At 71.1% G+C, this 18,457-nt stretch carries 13 protein-coding genes; 3 read left to right on the top strand and 10 right to left on the bottom strand.

Annotation, left to right across the window (positions count from 1 at the left end):
• Positions 1-37: 37 nt before the first annotated feature.
• The 8 genes from OG520_RS12885 to ligD form a co-directional block, all read right to left on the bottom strand.
• The gene (locus OG520_RS12885; RefSeq protein ID WP_406013265.1) at positions 38-1,105 is read right to left on the bottom strand and encodes an amidase family protein; all 1,068 of its coding nucleotides are present in this window, start codon (positions 1,103-1,105) and stop codon (positions 38-40) included.
• Between the two features lie 4 nt (positions 1,106-1,109).
• Complete coding sequence (locus OG520_RS12880; protein ID WP_406013264.1) at positions 1,110-2,567, bottom strand: penicillin-binding transpeptidase domain-containing protein; 1,458 nt, start codon at positions 2,565-2,567, stop codon at positions 1,110-1,112.
• Positions 2,564-3,943 (bottom strand): FtsW/RodA/SpoVE family cell cycle protein, encoded by a 1,380-nt coding sequence (locus OG520_RS12875; RefSeq protein ID WP_406013263.1) that lies wholly within the window; start codon positions 3,941-3,943, stop codon positions 2,564-2,566. Before OG520_RS12875 ends, OG520_RS12880 begins: the two co-directional genes overlap by 4 nt.
• Before the next feature lie 100 nt (positions 3,944-4,043).
• Entirely contained in the window at positions 4,044-5,402 is a 1,359-nt protein-coding gene (locus OG520_RS12870) for an ATP-binding protein (RefSeq protein WP_399328966.1), read from the bottom strand.
• Positions 5,399-6,169, bottom strand: a complete 771-nt coding sequence (locus OG520_RS12865) for a hypothetical protein (RefSeq protein ID WP_406013262.1) — start codon at positions 6,167-6,169, stop codon at positions 5,399-5,401. Before OG520_RS12865 ends, OG520_RS12870 begins: the two co-directional genes overlap by 4 nt.
• Positions 6,170-6,280: 111 nt before the next feature.
• Positions 6,281-6,604 (bottom strand): zinc-ribbon domain-containing protein, encoded by a 324-nt coding sequence (locus OG520_RS12860; RefSeq protein ID WP_399328968.1) that lies wholly within the window; start codon positions 6,602-6,604, stop codon positions 6,281-6,283.
• Complete coding sequence (locus tag OG520_RS12855) at positions 6,601-8,784, bottom strand: HEAT repeat domain-containing protein (protein ID WP_406013261.1); 2,184 nt, start codon at positions 8,782-8,784, stop codon at positions 6,601-6,603. Before OG520_RS12855 ends, OG520_RS12860 begins: the two co-directional genes overlap by 4 nt.
• A 202-nt stretch (positions 8,785-8,986) precedes the next feature.
• On the bottom strand, positions 8,987-9,883 hold the full coding sequence (ligD, locus tag OG520_RS12850) for a non-homologous end-joining DNA ligase (protein ID WP_406013260.1): 897 nt from the start codon (positions 9,881-9,883) through the stop codon (positions 8,987-8,989).
• 61 nt (positions 9,884-9,944) lie between these two features.
• On the opposite strand from ligD, the gene OG520_RS12845 reads away from it, so the two are divergent.
• On the top strand, positions 9,945-11,021 hold the full coding sequence (locus tag OG520_RS12845) for a Ku protein (RefSeq protein ID WP_406013259.1): 1,077 nt from the start codon (positions 9,945-9,947) through the stop codon (positions 11,019-11,021).
• A gap of 295 nt (positions 11,022-11,316) precedes the next feature.
• Here OG520_RS12845 and OG520_RS12840 read toward each other — a convergent pair whose 3' ends face one another.
• A complete protein-coding gene (locus OG520_RS12840) occupies positions 11,317-13,278 on the bottom strand; it encodes a protease pro-enzyme activation domain-containing protein (protein WP_399328972.1) in 1,962 nt (653 codons plus the stop codon).
• 185 nt (positions 13,279-13,463) lie between these two features.
• Positions 13,464-14,996, bottom strand: coding sequence for a hypothetical protein (locus OG520_RS12835; protein ID WP_406013258.1), 1,533 nt, complete (start codon positions 14,994-14,996; stop codon positions 13,464-13,466).
• A 566-nt stretch (positions 14,997-15,562) separates the two neighbouring features.
• Between OG520_RS12835 and OG520_RS12830 the strand changes: the two genes are divergently transcribed.
• The gene (locus tag OG520_RS12830; protein WP_406016474.1) at positions 15,563-17,392 is read left to right on the top strand and encodes an AAA domain-containing protein; all 1,830 of its coding nucleotides are present in this window, start codon (positions 15,563-15,565) and stop codon (positions 17,390-17,392) included.
• Positions 17,393-17,910: 518 nt separating this feature from the next.
• Positions 17,911-18,303, top strand: a complete 393-nt coding sequence (locus tag OG520_RS12825) for a hypothetical protein (protein WP_266426437.1) — start codon at positions 17,911-17,913, stop codon at positions 18,301-18,303.
• The last annotated feature ends 154 nt before the right edge of the window (positions 18,304-18,457 follow it).

The raw sequence follows: 18,457 nt of genomic DNA, 5'->3' as shown, positions 1-18,457 counted from the left end.
CCGCGGTCCAGACGGTCCGCTCGCGGCACCGTCGGGGTCATGGCCGCACAGCGGGCAGCGCCTCCTCCACCGCACAGGCCGTCGCGAGCAGCGAGACATCGGCCCCGCGCTCCGCGACCAGCTGGAGCCCGACCGGGCAGCCGTCCGCCGTGAATCCGGCGGGCACACTGGCGGCGGGGTGCCCACTCAGGTTGAACGCCCAGGTCAGCGCGGTCGAGAACAGCCCGCCCGGACCGTCGTGGCCGTGCGGGCGGTTGGGGGTGGTCGGCGTGAGCAGCAGCGGGGTACGGGTGAACAGGGCATCGAGCACGGCGTCGTTCGCGCGCCGGATCTCCGCGGCGCGCGGCGACGGCGACCCGGCCCGGACCGCCTGCCACGCCTCGCGCGGGTCGAGCAGCCCGCACGCGCGGTCCACGAGCCGCACCACCCCGGCCGCCACCAGCCGCCCCACCGCCCGCCGGACGACCGCCGCGACCTCCGGGTCCACCTCGGCGTACCCCAGATCGGGGCTGAAGACGGCCGGTACGGGAAGGACGGCCGGCACCGGCTCGTAGGCGTCCAGGACGGAGCGCAGGTACGGTCCGGCCCCGGCGGCCGACCGGGTCAGCACCCCGGCGGACGCCAGCCCGGTGCGGTCGGGGGAGGGCAGCAGGCCGTTCGTCGTCTTCAGGCCGAACACCCCGCACCACGCGGCCGGGATCCGTACCGACCCCGCCCCGTCGCTGCCGGTCGCCAGCCCCACGAGGTCCGCCGCGACGGCGACCGCCGAGCCCGCGGAGGAGCCGCCCGGGGTGCGGTCGGGGCGCCATGGGTTGACCGTACGGCCGTGGGCGCCCAGCCCCCAGGTCTGCCAGGACATGCCGGGGCCGGGCACCGATGTCGAGCCGACCGCGACCCCACCGGCCGCGATCAGCCGCCGGGCCGCGTACGAACGGATGCCGGTACGCCCCTTGACCGCGAACGGCATCCCGGCCAGCGGGAGCCCACCGGCCCGGCCGACTTCGGCGAGCGCCCGCCCGTGCCACACCTCGACGAACGCGCACAGGCGGGGGTCCTCCCGCCCGATGCGTTCCAGCGCCCGGCCCACCCCGCCCGCGTCAGCCACCCGGTCAGTCTTGCAGGGCAGCCGCCATGACGGAACGGGCGATCGGGGCCGCGCTGCCGCCGCCGCTGATGTCCGCCCGGTTCGCCGCGGCGTCCTCGACGACCACGGCGACCGCGACGGCCGGCTGTCCCGAGCGGGGCGACTGGGCCCAGGAGATGAACCAGGCGTACGGCCGGCCCGAGTTGTCGATGCCGTGCTGCGCGGTGCCGGTCTTGCCGCCGACCGTCACCCCGTCGATCGCGGCGTTGGAGCCGGTGCCGTTCTCCACGACGTCGACCATCATCTCCCGCAGCTGCGTAGCCGTCCGAGAGCTCATCGCCCGGTGGTAGGTGTGCGAGCCGTTCTGGTGGACGGTCGAGCCGCTGTGCGTGGTCGTACGGTCCACCAGATACGGGTACTTGAGGTCGCCCCCGTTGGCCACGGCGGACGCCACCATCGCCATCTGGAGCGGTGTCGCCGTCGTGTCGAACTGCCCGATCGACGACAGCGCCAGCTGGTCCTTGGTCATCTCGGTGTCGAAGTTGCTCTTCGCGACCCCCGAGGGGATCTTCAGCCCGGTGTCGTTGAAGCCGAACTTCCGCACCGCGTCCACCATGCCGTCGAGCCCGACCCGCACCCCCAGGTCCGCCATCACGGTGTTGCAGGAGACCCGGATCGCCTCGGCGAGCGAGGCCTGCTCGCAGCCCCGCGCCTCATTGGGCAGCGTGGTCGACGTACCCGGCAGCACGTACGGGGACGGGGTGCCGGTGTCCGCGTCGGGATCGGTGACGACCTCCGCGTCGAGCGCCGCCGCCGCCGTCACGATCTTGAAGGTGGAGCCCGGCGGATAGGTCTGCCGGATCGCCCGGTTGAGCATCGGCTGGCTCTTCGACGCGTTCAGCCGCGCCCACGCGTCGGTGACGGACGAACCGGTGCCCGAGAGCTGCCCGGGATCGTACGAGGGGGTCGAGACCAGCGCCAGGATCTTCCCGGTGGACGGTTCGACGGCGGCGACCGCACCCCGCCGCCCGCCGAGCCCTTCGTAGGCGGCGCGCTGCATCGAGTCCTTGACGGTCGTGACGACGTTGCCGCCGGGCTGCCGGCCACGGGTGATCTCGTTCCACAGCGGGAGCGGGGCGAGCATGGAGTCGGTGCCGGAGAGAATGCCGTCCTCGGCGTTCTCGATCAGGGTCGTGCCGTACGTCTGCGAGGCGTAGCCCGTCACCGGCGCGTACAGCGGGCCTTCGCGGTACGTGCGCTCGTACGCGAGCTGCTCGCCGGTGTCCTTCGAACCGGTCACGGACCTGCCGCCGACCAGGATGTTGCCGCGCGGCTGGTCGTAACGGGCGATCGTCAGACGGCGGTTGGCGGGATTCTTGTCCAGGCTGTCGGCCTCGAAGACCTGGATGCGGGCGGCGTTCAGCAGCAGCGCCACGAGCAGCACCAGACAGAGCGCCGCGGCCCGGCGGATGTAGCGGATCACTGCTCGGCCTCCGTGATCGGCGCGATGATCCCGGTCTCCACCTGGCCGGGCTGCGGTCTGCGGGCCTGGTCGCTGACCCGGATCAGCAGCGCCACGATGATCCAGTTGGTGACGACGGACGAACCGCCCTGGGCGAGGAACGGCATCGCCATGCCGGTCAGCGGGATCAGCCCCATCACCCCGCCCGCGATCACGAACACCTGGAGCGCCAGGATCGAGGCGAGACCGATCGAGAGCAACCGCCCGAAGGGGTCGCGCAGGGCGAGGCCGGCCCGGTAGCCGCGGGCCACCAGCAGCGCGTACAGCAGGAAGATCGCGGTCAGCCCGGCCAGCCCGAGCTCCTCGCCCGCCGTCGCCAGGATGAAGTCCGACTTGGCGGCGAAACCGATGAGGATGGAGTGGCCGAGGCCGAGCCCCGCGCCGAGCATCCCGCCCGCGGCGAACGCGAACAGCGACTGGGCCAGCTGGCTGGGGCCCTGACCGGCGGCGATGGAGGCGAACGGGTCGAGCCAGTCCTGGACCCGGCTGTGCACATGCGGTTCGAAGGAGCCGACGACGAACGCGCCGACCGCGGCGAGCAGCAGGCCCACCGCGATCCATCCGGTCCGGCCGGTGGCCACGTACAGCATGATCACGAAGAGGCCGAAGAAGAGCAGCGAGGTGCCCAGATCGCGTTCCAGGACCAGCACGCCGACGCTGAGCAGCCAGATCGCCACGATCGGACCGAGCACCCGGCCGGTGGGCAGCTGGAGCTTCCAGATCCGGCGGCCGGTGTAGGCGAGCGCGTGGCGGTTCGCGGCGAGATACGCGGCGAAGAACACGGCGAGCAGGATCTTGGCGAACTCGCCCGGCTGGAAGGAGAATCCGCCGACCCGGATCCAGATCTTGGCGCCGTTCACCGCAGGGAAGAAGATCGGCACGATCATCAGGACCAGTGCGGTGGCGACCGAGAGATACGCGTACCGCTGGAGCACCCGGTGGTCACGCAGGAGGACGACCACCGCGATGAACAGCGCCACACCGAGCGTGGACCAGACCAGCTGGGCGGGAGCCGCCTGGTCCTTCGGGGTCTCCAGGTCGAGCCGGTAGATCAGCACCAGGCCGAGCCCGTTGAGCAGTACGGCGATGGGCAGCAGCAGCGGATCGGCGTACGGGGCGCGGAAGCGGACCGCGAGATGCGCGAGGAGGGCCAGCAGCCCCAGGCCCGCGCCGTAAGCGGCCACATCGGGCGGGACCGTGCCGTTCTTGGCCAGGCCGACAGCGGCGTAGCCGTAGACGGAGATGAGGACGGCCCCGATGAGGAGCAGTAGCTCGACTCCGCGCCGCTTGGGCAGACGTAGATCGGGCGGGGGTGCGTCCGCCGTCGTTGCGGTCATGCCAGGCAACGTAGCAAGAGCTGGTGTGTATTTCCCTTATGTCGTAGCAGGTATGTCCGACGGCATGGTGCCGAACGTCCACCCGGCGTCCGACGGCCCCTCACTCCCCGTGATGCGGACCGGACTTCGGGGCGCTCCGGGTTTCCGGCGCCCCGCCGTCCGGTGCCGGGTACTCGGGCAGCGTGACCCGGGCCACCGCCCCGCCGTCCGGGGCGTTGCGGAACACCAGGTCGGCGCCGATCACCGCGGCCTGCCCGGCGGCGATGGTGAGCCCGAGACCGTGCCCCTTGCCGCTGCCCTCGGTACGGAAGCGCTGCGGGCCGTCGTCCAGCAGATAGTCCGGGAACCCCGGGCCGTGGTCGCGTACGGTCACCACCGGGCCGTCGACCGTCAGCACCACCGGGGGCCGGCCGTGCCTGTGCGCATTGGTGATCAGATTGCCCAGCACCCGTTCCAGGCGCCGCAGGTCGGTCTCGACGCGTACGTGGGCGGCTCTCTCCGGTTCCCCGACCCGGATCGTGGTGCCGGTCCCGGACGCGCGCACCACCCGCTCGACGAGCGGCACCAGTTCGTACACATCGAGGTCGACCGCTTCCGTGCGGGCGTCGAGCCGGGAGATCTCCAGCAGATCCTCCGTCAGCGCCCGCATGGTCCGGACCCGGTCCCGCACCAGCTCGGACGGCCGCCCCGGGGGCAGCAGTTCGGCGGCGGCCGAGAGGCCGGTCAGCGGGGTGCGGAGCTCGTGCGCCACATCGGCGGTGAAACGCTGCTCCGTCTGGAGTTTGCGCTGGAGCGTGGACGCCATCGTGTCCAGCGCGCCGGCGACGATCGCGACCTCGTCCTGCGGGCGCGAGGGGTCCGCCGTACGCGGGTCGCGTACGCGGGCGTCGAGGTCACCGGCGCTGATCCGGCGGGCCACCCGGGCCGTCTGGTGCAGCCGCCGGGTGACCCGGGTGACCGCGAAGGCGCCGACCAGCAGGGTGGCGCCGATGGCCAGCAGGGAGGAGCCGACGATCGCCCCGTCGAGGCTGTCGATGGTGCGGGCGCTCTGGCTGTAGTCCACCTGTGTGGCCAGTGCGCGGCCGTCGGCCGGAGCCGCCGCCCACATGGCCGGGCGCCCGTCGTGCTCGCCGACGACCGTGCCGCGTTCACCGCTCGCGGCCAGGGCGCGCAGGGCGGCGGGCAGCCCCGGGGGATCGATCCCGGAACCCGGCGGCAGCGCCTCGCCCGTCTCGTACGCGGTGGTGACGTCCGCCAGCCGGGACAGGGCCTTCTCGCGGGCCTGGCCGACGGTCTGGCGGGTCACCTTGGTGTGGACCAGCACGCCCAGCAGCGCGGCGAGCGCACAGCACATCGCGGTGATGAAGACGGCCGACTTCCAGGTGAGCGTCGCGGCCCAGGAAGGCATCCGCGGCCTGCGCCGCCCCGTTCCGCGCCTGCCCGCGCCGGGCGGGCTCATCGGCGCTCCGCGGAGACCCCGGCGGACGGTGTCGCGGTGGGGCCGGTGGGCGCGGCGGTCGGCCGGGCGCTCGTCAGCTTCGGGCGCGGCGCCCGGGACGGCGGAATCCGCTGGATCTCGTCCTGGGTGGGCAGCATCGCGCGCTGCCGGGCATCCCAGGACCAGGCGGTGCGGTACTCGTATCCCGTGATCGCCGACGGCACCCGCACGATCAGGTCCCGGCCGGCCAGCTCGACGCTGATCACGGCGTCCGAGGTGGACAGGATCCGGGTCAGTCCGCCCGCCTCCGGCATGTAGACCCGCACGGAGAGCTGGTGGTCGGCCAGCCGGATGCCGAGTACCAGATCGTCCCTGCCGTCGCCCGTCAGATCGCGGTAGTACGGCCGGAGCACGGGACAGGAAGCCGGTTCGGTCCGGCAGGCGTTGATCTTCTTCACGGTGTCGGCGGGGAGATCGGCCGTGCCGCTGGACCGGTTGGGCCGGGCCGCCAGACCGGCCCGCACCACCGCCACCGGATCGAGCCGGTGCACATCGCCGTCCGGTACCTCGATCCCCGGGATGCGCGCGATCTCGCCCTCGCCGTAGTCGTACGGCGCGGCGGAGGAGGGCGGCAGCTCGGGCCAGAGCCGGGCGGGCCCGACAGCGGTCGGGGCCGGTCCGGCGCTCCGCAGCCCGCCGCCGTTCCCGCAGCCGGTCAGCAGCGCCACGCCGACGACGGCCCCGAGGGCCGCCGCCGCGCGGCACCGCACCCGGCGACGCGGACGCATGACTCCCTCCCTTCCGGAGGTCCAGGTCCCACGACCCTATTCGGAAGGAAGTCCGTTATGCCTATTTTGTGTGTATAAGAGTTTTCGTTTCGATGTCGACAAGGGCACCGATCAGCTCTGGTAGGGGTTCTGTCCCTGCGCGTTCGGCGCGTACCCCGCCTGCCCCTGCGGCTGTCCGTACGGGTTGCCCTGCTGCGAGGCCGCGTGCTGGGCCAGCAGCTGTTCGGCCTGCTCCTTCGGGATCTGCTGCTCCCCGCCGCAGAACGTGCACTGGGTCGCGAACTTCGTCGAGAACGGGAAGAGCGGCACGAAGAACAGCGTGAACTTGGTGACCCTCTTGCGCAGCGTGTGCGCGGCCGGATTGCCGCACCAGCCGCAGACCAGCGTCAGTATGGCCAGTTGGTACAGATAGCCTCGCGTACCGAAAATGATCATGTTGCGGGTCCTTTCCCCGTATTCCGCAGAAGCGCCTGTCGGCAGAGCGCCAGCAGCTTTTCGTCCTCGTACGCGTCGTGGCTGCCGAACACGCCGTCCATCGCGTTGTGACGGCGTACGGAGGTGAGTTCGGCGCGCAGCACGCGTGCCGCATCCGACCCTGCACCAGCGGCACCCATCCGCGCCAGGCCTTCCGCCACCCGGATGCGCACGTGATGATTCTTCTCCCAGTCCGCCAGGAGCACCGGCACGGACTCGTCGGCCCGCCCGGACACGTCCCACAGCGCGACCGCCGCGTCCACCCGCAGCCACTGCTCCTCGTGTCCCAGCAGCGCCCGCAGCCGGGGCGCGACCACCGCGGCCCGCGCCCCGAGCCCGCCCAGCGCGTTCACCGCGGACCGGACCTCATGGACGCGCTCCGCCCCCAGACCCTCGATCAGCACCGGCAGCACCGCGCCGGCATCCCCCTCGACCGCCCACAGGGCCTTCGCCACCTCGGTCACCGAGGTGGCCCCGGGACTCCGCAGCAGCGCCCGCAGCTCCGGCACGGCGCCGCGCGCCGCGGGCCCGAACGAACCGAGCGCCCGCAACGCCGCGGTACGCAGCCACTCGCCCCGGTGCTCCGGTGCGCCGCGCAGCACCCGCAGCACCTCCGGCAGCGCCTCGTCGGCCCGCAGCACGGCCAGGCCGGTGAGCAGCGGGCCCGCCCGGTCGTGCGCCCGCTCGTCGAGCGGGACCTCGCCCAGCCTGCGGCGCAGCACCTCGGCCAGCGGGGCCGCCGCCGCCCCCAGATAGCCGATGGCGAACCCCACGTCGTGCGGCACCTCGGGCCGCTCCAGCGCGGCGGCCAGCGCGGGCACGGCACGGGCGTCGCCCAGCCGGGCCAGCGCCTTCACGGCACTGCCCAGCGCCGGCGGCCCGCTCGGCCAGTCCTGCACCCAGGCCCCGGGATCCGCCGCCACCCGCGCCGCCAGCGCGTCGGCGGCGGGTGCGGCGAGCCCGAAGAGCTCCTCCAGCACGTGCGAGGCCGCCTCGGCCAGCCGTGGATCAGGGGTGGCGAGCTGCTCACCGACCAGCCGGACGAGCTCCTCGTACGAGCCCCGCCAGGCCCGGATCAGCCCGCTGCTCATCCGGAGCGCGTCGATCCGCTGCCGGCGGTCCGGGCTGCGCAGCTGATCCGTCAGCAGTGCCGTCCGCTCGGCGACCCGGTCGTCGAGCCCGACGTGCAGGGTGCGCAGCAGATCCGCCGTCCAGGGGGCGGTGGGCACCGGGGCCTCCTCCTCGGAGAGTGCCCGCAACTGGCCCACCAGGGTCACCGGCGCGACCCGCTCCTCGGCGGGCGGCTCCCCGGCCGCGTCCGGGTACGCGTCGACGGCCGCGACCGCCTCGGCCGTACCCGCCGCACCGGCCTGGGCGTCGACCGCGGGGGCCGGCCCCGACCTGCGCGCGGGCACCGAACGCAGCTGCCGCAGCAGCCCCGTCACCACCCGCACCACATCGCCGGGCAGCGCGTCCGGTGCGCACCGCGCCAGCTGGGCCAGGGCGGCCAGCCGCAGCCCCGGCGGGAAGCCTTCGCCGGCCAGCCGGCTCAGCCACGCGGCCGCCTGCCCGGCCAGCATCCGGTGGCGCAGGGCGACCCGCCCCGCGGCCTCGACCAGGGCGAGCCGCACCTCCTCGTCCGGCTCGATCGGCAGGCGTTCCCGCAGCAGCGCGAGAACCCGCTCCGGATGGCTGTGGAGCGCGGCGAGCGCCAGGGGCGCGCAGAGCCGTACCCCCGGGTCCTCGTCGGCCATCAGCTCGAAGAACACCCCGGCGCCCGCGGTGACGGCGGTCGCCGCCATCGCGTAATTGGCCGCGCCCTCGATCTCGTCCTCGTCGATCTCGTCCTCGTCGTCCTCACCCAGATCGATACCACCGATGCTGGTGAGCAGTTCGACGATGCTGCCCCGGTCCTGGATCCCCGGATCCACGACCAGCTCGAAGAGAAAGGGAATGCTGGCCAGTGTGCAGGCGTACACGTCACCCTGGTGGTGAACCGCCCCGTACATCCCGTCCAGCGCCGCCTCGCGCTCCGCCGTATCGGCGGACGCGAGACCCCGCAGCATCGCAGGCACATCACCGGCCGACCCGTAGGCGTGCTCCATCGAGGCCCAGTCGACCTCATCGATCCCTGCGAACACCCCATCGCCTCCCCACGTATTTCAACGAAGCAGTGTCTGCGAGGAGTGTGCACCACAGGTCGGACGATCCGCCCTCCACATGCGGTCTTTTCCTGGCGAGCATGACAAAGGACCTTGTCATACGCTATCGGTGGACCGATGCGAAACGGTCATCTCCGGTGACAGAGCGACAGAAAGGATCCCGGGCAGCCCTGTAGCCGGCCTACCGCGCGTCCGGCAGGCGTCCGGCCTCGTCCGGATCGGCCAGTGGCCCGAGCAGATCCCCGTACCGCTCCAGTCGCGCGCCCATCCCGTCGGCCAGGAAGACCAGCGCCCCGGGGGTCCGGCACTCCTCGATCTCCTCCCAGGTGACCGGCGCGGAGACGGTCGGCTCGGGCCGGGCGCGGAGCGTGTAGGGGGTGGCGGTGGTCTTCGCCGCCGCGTTCTGGCTGAAGTCGACGAACACCTTCCCCGGCCGCAGTGCCCGCTTCATCCGGTGCACGACCAGGTCCGGGAGTTCCCGTCCCGCCTGGACGGCCAGCCCCTTCGCGTAGGCCGACACCCGATCGGCGGGGGTCGGCTCCAGCGGCACGAGCAGATGCAGCCCCTTCGACCCGGACGTCTTCCCGTACGCGCGGAGCCCGTCCGCCGCCAGCCGCTCGCGCAGCCACAGCGCCACCGCACAGCACTCCACGACGGTCGCGGGCGCGCCCGGGTCCAGGTCGAACACCATCCGGTCGGCGATCCCGGGCGCGTCGGCCCGCCACTGCGGGGTGTGGAACTCCACCACCAGATTGGCCGCCCACATCAGCGAGGCCAGATCCCGCACGACCACCTGTCTGGCCTTCTTGTCCTCGTGGTGCGGCACGGGGGTGGTCCGTACCCAGGACGGCGTACCCGGTGGCGGATTCTTGGTGAAGAAACGCTGCCCGTCCGGCCCGTCCGGATAGCGCAGAAAGGACACGGGCCGGTTGTCCAGATGGGTCAGCAGGGGCCCCGCGGCAGTGGCCGCGTAGTAGTGCAGCACCTCGCCCTTGGTGGTTCCGGTGGCCGGATACAGCACCTTGTCGAGATTGCTGAGCGCCAGCCGCCGCCCCTCCACCTCCGTGATCGGCGTCATACGATAAGAATCACACGATTCACGGACCTACAGGTATCTGTACGGACACAAGGGGTGAACGGTGAGGTCCATATGGAACGGCGCCATCTCCTTCGGGCTGGTCAGCATCCCCATCAAGCTGGTCAACGCCACCGAGAACCACTCGATCTCCTTCCGCCAGATCCATCTCGCCGACGGCGGCCGGATCCGCTACCGGAAGGTCTGCGAGATCGACGAGCAGGAGGTCACCGCCGCCGAGATCGGAAAGGCGTACGAGGAGGCCGACGGCTCGATGATCCCGATCACCGACGAGGACCTCGGCGCGCTCCCCCTGCCCACGGCCAGGACGATCGAGATCGTGGCCTTCGTGCCGGCCGCCTCGATCGACCCGCTCCAGATGGACGCGGCGTACTACCTCTCCGCCAACGGGGTCCCGGCGGCCAAGCCGTACACCCTGCTGCGTGAGGCGCTGAAGCGGAGCCGGAAGGTCGCCGTGGCGAAGTACGCGCTGCGCGGTCGCGAACGGCTCGGCATGCTGCGGGTGGTCGACGATGTGATCGCCATGCACGGTCTGCTCTGGCCGGACGAGATCCGCAGCCCCGAGGGCGTCGCCCCGGAGACCCAGGTCACGGTCCGCGACACCGAACTCGACCTGGCCGACGCGCTGATGGACACCCTCGGCGAGGTCGACATGGACTCGCTCCACGACGACTACCGCGAAGCGGTCGAGGAACTCATCGCCGCGAAGGCGGAGGGCCGGACCCTGGAGCCGGCGGAGGCGGACGACTCCGGTGGCAAGGTCATCGACCTGATCGCGGCCCTGGAGAGCAGCGTCCGGGCGGCGAAGGAGGCCCGGGGCGAGGAGGCGGGTACCGGGGAGGAGCCGGCGGACAGCCCCGGGGCCAAGGTCACCTCCCTCGCCGGCCGCAAGAAGTCCGGCGGAACGGGGGCGAAGAAGAAGGCCGCGGCGGCCGGCAGGAAGACGGCCGCGAAGAAGTCCGCGCCGAGCAGGGCACCCGCCAAGAAGACCGCCGCACGTTCGACGAAGAAGTCGGCCGCCGAGGCGGGCGCCACGACGTCGGCGAAGAAGACCACCGCGAAGTCGGACCCGAAGCAGGCGACGAAGAAGGCGGCCCCCCGCAAGCGCGCCTCGGCCTGAGAGCCTGTCGGGTGACCTTCGATCGGAGAGCGGACGCGGCATGGTGCGTGCGATTCCAAGGCGCCGGGATGGCCTCGGATGGGGCCTCCCCTGCTCGAACGAAGTTGAGAGTTCGGGGAAGGAGCTACTAGGGCATTTCGGCAACGCCGGAAGCGTGCGTGCCAGGGCGTGGCCGCCCGATCAGAGGTCACCCGACAGGCTCTGAGGCGGGACACCTCCTCGGCGGGCGCGCACACGGCCGACGGCCGCCCCGGAGGCCAGGCCCCGGGACGGCCGTCGACACCGGACCGGTGGCTCAGTGCCTGCGGAACGGGAAGCGGTACGAGTCCACATAACCGGCCGCCGGAGTCCCGACACCCGTCACGTCGTCGTACCCCTTGACCGCCTTCAGCGAGGCGTCCTTGCCGAGGCCGCGCAGCGACGTCAGCAGGCCGTCCGCCCCGTCCACGCCGTTGGCGTAGTCGACCCGGACCACCGCGAGATCACGGTTCGGGCCCAGCGGGTGGTCGGTGACGTCGTGGTACGCCTTCGAGCCGTACCGGGCGTAGATCGACGGGTTGGCGAAGCCGATCGGCAGACCGTGCCTGGCCTGCTGGGCGAGCGCCTGGACACCGGCGATGACCGGCGCGGCCAGGGACGTACCGCCGATGCGGTACTCGTCGTAGCCGAGCGAGCCGTCGGGCAGCGTCTGGGTCTGGCCGACCAGGAAGCCGGTGTTCGGGTCGGCGACGGCCGCGATGTCCGGGGCCGTGCGCATCCGCTGCTTCCCGTTCGCCCGCGCGAGCGAGTCGGGCACGACACCGCGCTGGTAGAACGGCTGCTTCACGGACGAGCTGGTGCCGCCGCCCGCGCCCGAGGTGTACGCGCCCGGGAAGCCGTCCCAGCTCTTCCCGTCCTCGGAGAGGCTCGACTTGAGCGTGCCCCAGCCGGTCTCCCACTGGTACTTGTCGTGCTTGCCGACCGCCAGCGCGGTGCCGCCGACGGAGGTCACCCAGGCGGAGTTGGACGGTACGTCGATCTGCTTCGTGCCCGTCGACGCGACGTTGTCGCCGTCGTCGCCGGAGGAGAAGTAGAAGCCGATGCCCTCGATCGCGCCCATCTTGAAGACCTGGTCGTACGCGGCCGCGACGTCCGGCGTCTCATTGGCCTCGACGTCGCCCCAGGAGTTGGAGACGATGTCGGCGAGCCGGTGGTCGACGACCTTGTTCAGCGAGTCCAGCAGATCGGCGTCGTAGCAGGAGGCGCCGCCCACGTACACGATGTCGGCGGCGGGCGCGACCGCGTGCACGGCCTCCACGTCGAGGGTCTCCTCGCCGTACCAGCCGGAGGCCCCGCACTCCTCGGTCTTCGTGTAGTCGTCCGGCAGCACCTGGCTGAACTGCCCGCGGCGGTAGGGCGCGTCGCCGTTGCGCTTGGCGTACTCGGCGGCGTCCTTCGCGATGGTCGGCGAGGCGTACGCGTCGGTGATCGCGACGGTGACGCCCTTCCCGGTCCAGCGTCCCGCACCGTAGGCGGCGCGCAGCTGCTTGCCGGTGTACCCCTTGACGGCGTACGTCGCCTTCGCCCCGTAGGCGCTCGGCAGCGTCGACGCGGTCTTCGAGCCGTAGTACGAGGAGAAGGGGCCGGAGTTGCGGAACACCGCGTCCGGCGGCGGCAGCGCCTCGTCGTGGCTCGACTTGTGCGGCGCGTTGTCCAGGCCGGAGACGGCGAGGACGGCGTCGCTCAGCGCGGCGGGCACGGAGGCGGTGGAGGCCGGGGCGCGGTAGGTCCGGCTGCCCTTGCGGTAGTTGCGCAGCTGGGTGCCGAACGTCTTCTCGGCGGCGGCGACGTCACCGGTGGCCGAGACGTAGTGCCGGTTGGCGCCGGTGACGGTCAGTCCGTTCGACTTCAGCCACGTGCCGACCTGGTCGATCTGCTGCTGGGTCGCCCCGAACCGGGCCTGCGCCTGCTCGGCGCTCAGGTACTTCCCGTACGACGCGGACTGCGGGTCGGACACGGCGGCGGCGTAGGCGGCCAGCCCCTTCGCGTCCCGTCCGGCCAGATGGACCCGGACGCTGACCCTGCCGCTGTCGGACGTGGCCCCCCGGTCCGCCCCGGCGGTCGCCCAGGCGGGCTTGGTGCCCTGCAGCGCGTCCCGCCCGCTCGACGCGGAGTCCGCGCTGGCGTTCGGTATCCCGAGGGCGAGCGCACCGGCCAGCAGTGGCAGTGTCGCTGCCATGCTCAGCGCGGCGCGACTTCTCGCGCGGCTGGTTCTCATATAACCCCCTGCGATGTGGGTCTACGCGTGTGGATTACATGTGCCGGATGGTGTGCACATGTAATGCGCCACTCTGGCGAGGAACGCCTCATCTAAGGGGCATGTACTGACCAAGAATCGACCAAGTGCGCCACCATCCAGGGAAGTTCGCTGGGAATCTGCGGAATTGTGCCCTTGTCGAACCCTCAGGTGTTCGAGGCCGAGTCCGCCGGGCCGACGCCGAACGAGGGCGAACTGGTCACATACGTACAGCCGGTGTACCGATACCCGGGCTGGATCTTCGACCCGTCCGCGTAACTGCTGACAACCGTGCGGGACGAGTCGCCCCGGTGCTTGTACAGGAAGTGGTACTCACCCGCGGGCAGCCAGAGCGTGACCTGCGGATAGCTCTTCCCCTTGGCCTTGCAGGCCGACAGGGAGGCGGTCAGTCCGGAGTGCGTCTCGCAGCTGCCGCACCCCTTGATGCCGGTCTTCCCGGTGACCGGGCCGGTGTACAGGATCTCGACCCCGTCCGGGGCGTCGTTGCTGATGACCAGCTGCATCCGGGCCCCGCCGGGCCGACCCGAGGGCGGCAGGTGCTTGCCGGCCGCCGCCCGGGTGTCGGCGATCTCGGCGGCGATGGCGATGTCCCGGGCCCGCGCCCCGCGCTTGTCCTTCTTGTACGAGGCGGCGAACTCCGTCAGCGTCAGCTTTGCCTCGTTGAACCGCTTGGCCTCGAACTGGGCGACCCCGCAGGCGTATTCGCCGTTCCGGATGCCGCCGTCGGCCTTCGGCGCCAGCGCCGAGACGGACTTGTCCGGCATCGAGAGGGCGGTCGTACGGAGCCGGCGCAGCGTGTCCCTGGCGGAGCAGGGGTCGCTCCCGTGCACAGCCCGGTTCTGCTCCGAGATCTTCCTGGAGACGGCGGGCGCCACCTGCTTGGCCTGCGCCGATTCGGGGAACGTGCGCAGCAGTTCGCCCAGTTCGCCGCTCTCCCTGACACTGGTCGGCACGGCGCCCAGCTTCGACACCCCGCACTCGTACAGCGAGGTGGCGAGCGGCCTGTCGGTGTAGCCGGCGAGATCGCCCAGCAGCTTCGGGTCGATCGACCGGGGCACGGTCCGCAGGTAGGTCAGCGGCTCGATGGCCTCGCAGTGCTTCTTCTGCCGGTACGGCGCCGAGACCGCCTTGTAGTACGCGTCGAGCCGCTGCGGCACGAGCTTCCCGGCCCGCGACCCGGCATGCTTCTCGCCGAGCCCCCGGTAGATGTCGAGCGCCGCCCGGTAGTCGCCCCGCGCGGCGGCGAAGGACTTGCCGGAAGCGGCCTCGACACTCCGGTCGCCCCGGTCCAGCCGGTCGAGCAGCAGCTGCTCCACGGCCTCGTCCTGCGCGGAGCCGTAGGCCAGCACACCCCCGGCAGGCACCGCCAGCAGCACCAGACCGGCCCCCGCCGCCACCACCGGCCGCCACGACCCGCCGACCGCCCGACGCAGCGCGAGCCGCGCCCCGTCCACGGCCGCCAGGACCAGTGCGACGAGATACGCGACGACCACCCCACCGGCGGCCCCGTCGGGATCGGCCGGCAGCACGGCCCACAACAGCGCACCGGTCGCGACCCAGCACAACGCCACCCGGACCCAGCACCGCATCAGCGCATAGCCGAGCCCGAACCCGCTCAGGTTGAGCAGCGCCACGGCCAGGGACCGCAGCCCGCCCCCGGGCGGCGGCGGCCCGACCACGGGCGGCTGCGCCGGAGGCGGGGGAGGAGGTGAGGCGAATCCGGGCGGCGGTGAAGCGGAACCGGGCGGCGGTGAAGCGGAACCGGCCCCGCCGTCAAATCTCTGATCGTCCCAACTCACGTCGGCCCCCCAACGTTTGAGCAATCCGGGCCTCGAATCGAACCCGGCCGGATCACCATCCACGACGCCCCCGAACGGTGTCAATCCGGACGTGCTTCCTGCAGGACGAGCGCCAGTGGTGCCCACCGCCCACATATGTCGTGGCCTGTTGCTACTGCAATTGTGACGGACCGTCGGGCGGCAAACTCGAGGCGCATGACTGGGCTCGAGCGTGGACGAGCATCACGCCGCCGTGGCCACTATCAGGTTGCTTGGCCCAGCAGCGGTCTGGAACCCGGCCCTGAAGAGTCGAGCCGAAGAAGCGGTCGATGACCTGCGATTTCAGCCACGTTGCTGCAGGACTCCGAAAGTGAACCTGCTGGGTTCGCGAAGTGCTTCCGTCGCGCCGCTGAGGTCGGCGAGGCGGGCGGCAATCGTCGCCTCGGCCAGCCGCGGAGGGGGCGCCGCTGCAGACCCTGACCGAAGAGGCTGACGCCCTGCAGCAACAGGTCGACGAAGCGGAGAAGGAACTGCGGCGTATCTCCGACTCCGTGAAAGCGAACTGCCGGGTGCTCGGAGCCAACGTCTCGAAAGCCGTCCAGTCCCGCCCCCTGCTTGAGCGCATCGATGTCGTGGTGATCGACGAGGCAGGCATGATCAATTTGCCGATGGCCTGGTACGTGGCCGGTCTGGCCGGCAAACGTGTCGTGGTGGCAGGCGACTTCCGGCAGCTGCCGGCCGTGAACAAGGCTGCCGACGACCGGGGCGCGAGTGACGAGGACAAGACGCACGCGCGCCGGTGGTCGGCCACGGACGCCTTTCGCGCGGCCGGCCTGGTCACAGCTGCTGGGACCGTGCGTCAGGACCCGAGGCTCGTGGCTCTCAGCACCCAGTACCGCATGCGTGAACCGATCTGCGATCTCGTCAACGCCGTGGCCTACCCGGACGCGCCCTTGCGCACCGGCCGGGACAACGAGAGCCGTATCCCCTTCAGTCCGCTCGTCAACGCCCCCGTCATCCTGATCGACACGTCGGGGCACTGCGTTCCCGGCCCCAACCACAGGACGAACCCCGTCCATCAGGCTGCGGTGCACGAACTCGTGCGTGGGCTCCAGTACGACGAAGTGCTGCCGCCGAGGAAGTGGGAGAACGTTCTGCCGGGCGAGCGCGCGACCGACCGCCTGGCGGTGATCGCGCCGTACCGGGACCAGGTCAATGGCCTCAAACGCACCCTGGTCGAGCGGCTCGGCGCCGACTACGAAGGCCTGGTGGACACCGTGCACCGGTTCCAGGGCAGCCAACGACCAGTCGTGATCCTCGATACCGTGGCCGGAGCCGGTGACTATCCAGGCCGTTTCTACCTGGGAACCGGCCTGGACTCCGAGACGTGCCGTTTGCTGAACGTCGCCCTGAGCCGGGCCCAGGATCACCTCGTGGTCATTGCGGACGTGGCGTTCCTCCGCAAGAAGCTGCCGCCGCGCAGCGAGGCACGGACGATGCTCGACCACCTGGAGACGAGCGCCCAGTCCATCTCGGTCGACCAGCTCATCCCCGTCAGAAGTGCGGCAGAGCTCGCGGCACTGCCGGACGAGGAACTGACCCGGCCTGCCTTCTTCCCCGCTGATCAGGTCGATCGTGCGGTGCGCTGGGACATCGAACGCGCCAGGAAGAGCATCGACATCTACACGTTCCTGCTGTCGGTGCCCCGAGTGAAGAAATGGCTGCCACTCCTGGCGGAGAAGACGGCTGCCGGTGTCAGTGTCGTGATCCACACCCGTTCTCCCGAGGAGCAACGGGAGGAGTCCGTGGTGGCACGGCACAGCGCGCTGGTGGATCAGCTCAAGTCGGCGGGCTGCACGGTCGAGTACCGCGAGCGCATGCACGAGAAGGTGTTCATCGTGGACGACACCGTTCTTTGGCACGGCTCGCTGAACCTGCTGGGAAACCTGGGACCCACCGACCTCATGATGAGGCTGGAGGATCCGGAATCGTGTGCGCAGGCGCGACGCGTCATGGACCAGGCACGCAGAGAGAACCCTGTGTACCGGGGTACGAGTGGCACACGCCCGAACCAGGGGCCGGGCGGTACGAAAAAGAGGAACCCGGACGCGTCCGAGGGCGTCGCGGTGGGTGCGATTGTCTGGGGGCGGCTTTACCTGAACGTTTCCTACCAGGAAAAGGACGAAGCCAAGCGACTGGTGAATGCCAGGTTCGACGGTGACAACAAGCTCTGGTACACAGATGCGGAAAAGGTGATCCCGGAGCAGAGGCAAGGCTGGCTACGCCCCAAACGCTGAGACTTGCTGCTCGCCGCGGTCGTATCAGCCACCCTGACGGTTCTGCTTACGCCAGGCCTTGGGAGACTTCGCACTTGCTGTACCCAGTACGTCGGCTGGATCGACGTACAGGACGCGGGGGTTGTCGTTGTGCGGGCCGTCGCCGACAGACCCGCCCAGGAGCACGAACGTACCCGCACCGCACGGCGTACCACCGTTGAATCAGGTGTCCTGACGGGCGCCTGTCTCCTGCCAGATGATCCATGCCTTGTCACCCGAGGAGGCCCGCTGATAGACCGAGTGAATGAGTGCTACGCGCACGCCTCGGTGTGCCTGCTGGGCAGCCGCAGTCCGAAGAGCAGACCGCTGCTGAGCTGCGGCGGCTCGACGGCTGCTGCCGAACGATCCCAAGAACGTCACCATGCGGCCGATCGTAAGGGAATTGCTGTAGGCGCACCTCGATCCATAGCGGCATCGACAACAGCGGTATGTATGCCGATTGATCACCACCCGCACCGCTCCGCGCCTATGCTCGCCGGATGGAGCAGAGTGAAGTGGTGAAGCGGGTGGTGGGCATCCTGACGGAGGCGGGCGAGATCCGTCGGCTGCTCGAAGAGAATGTCGACCGCGAGGACCTGGAGACCGATCCGAGCGTGGTGACCGTTCTCCTCAACGAGACGATGCCCCGGATCTCCGTCCCCGAGGACGCCTCGATCGAAGAGGTCGCGACACTGGTCGGCCGGGAGGTCGGCGGCGCGGTGGAGCAGCTCGTCGGCGCGTTCACCCTGGCCTTCGCGATGCTGGCCCAGGTGCACGACTCCGGGCAGACGGACGTGTCCTCCGCCGATGTGCTCCAGGACCTGGCGCTGCGTGCCGAACAGATCGGCTCCTCCGGCCCGGACGACACGGGACCGGAGGAAGCGGGCGCGTAGGCCGCGGGGGACCGCCCGGCGACACTGGTCCTCGGAACACCGGCCTACGACTCACCGGTCACGATGATCTTCACGCCGGCGGGCCCGGCTCCGGTCGTATCCGGCTGCGGGGGCCGTGCGGCGGGGTGGGTGGGAGAAGCGACGAGATGCAGGA

The sequence above is a fragment of the Streptomyces sp. NBC_00984 genome (assembly GCF_045162475.1).
Lineage (GTDB): Bacteria > Actinomycetota > Actinomycetes > Streptomycetales > Streptomycetaceae > Streptomyces.
The sequence above is the reverse complement of the archived record's forward strand: the minus strand, read 5'-3'. Positions and strand labels throughout refer to the sequence as shown.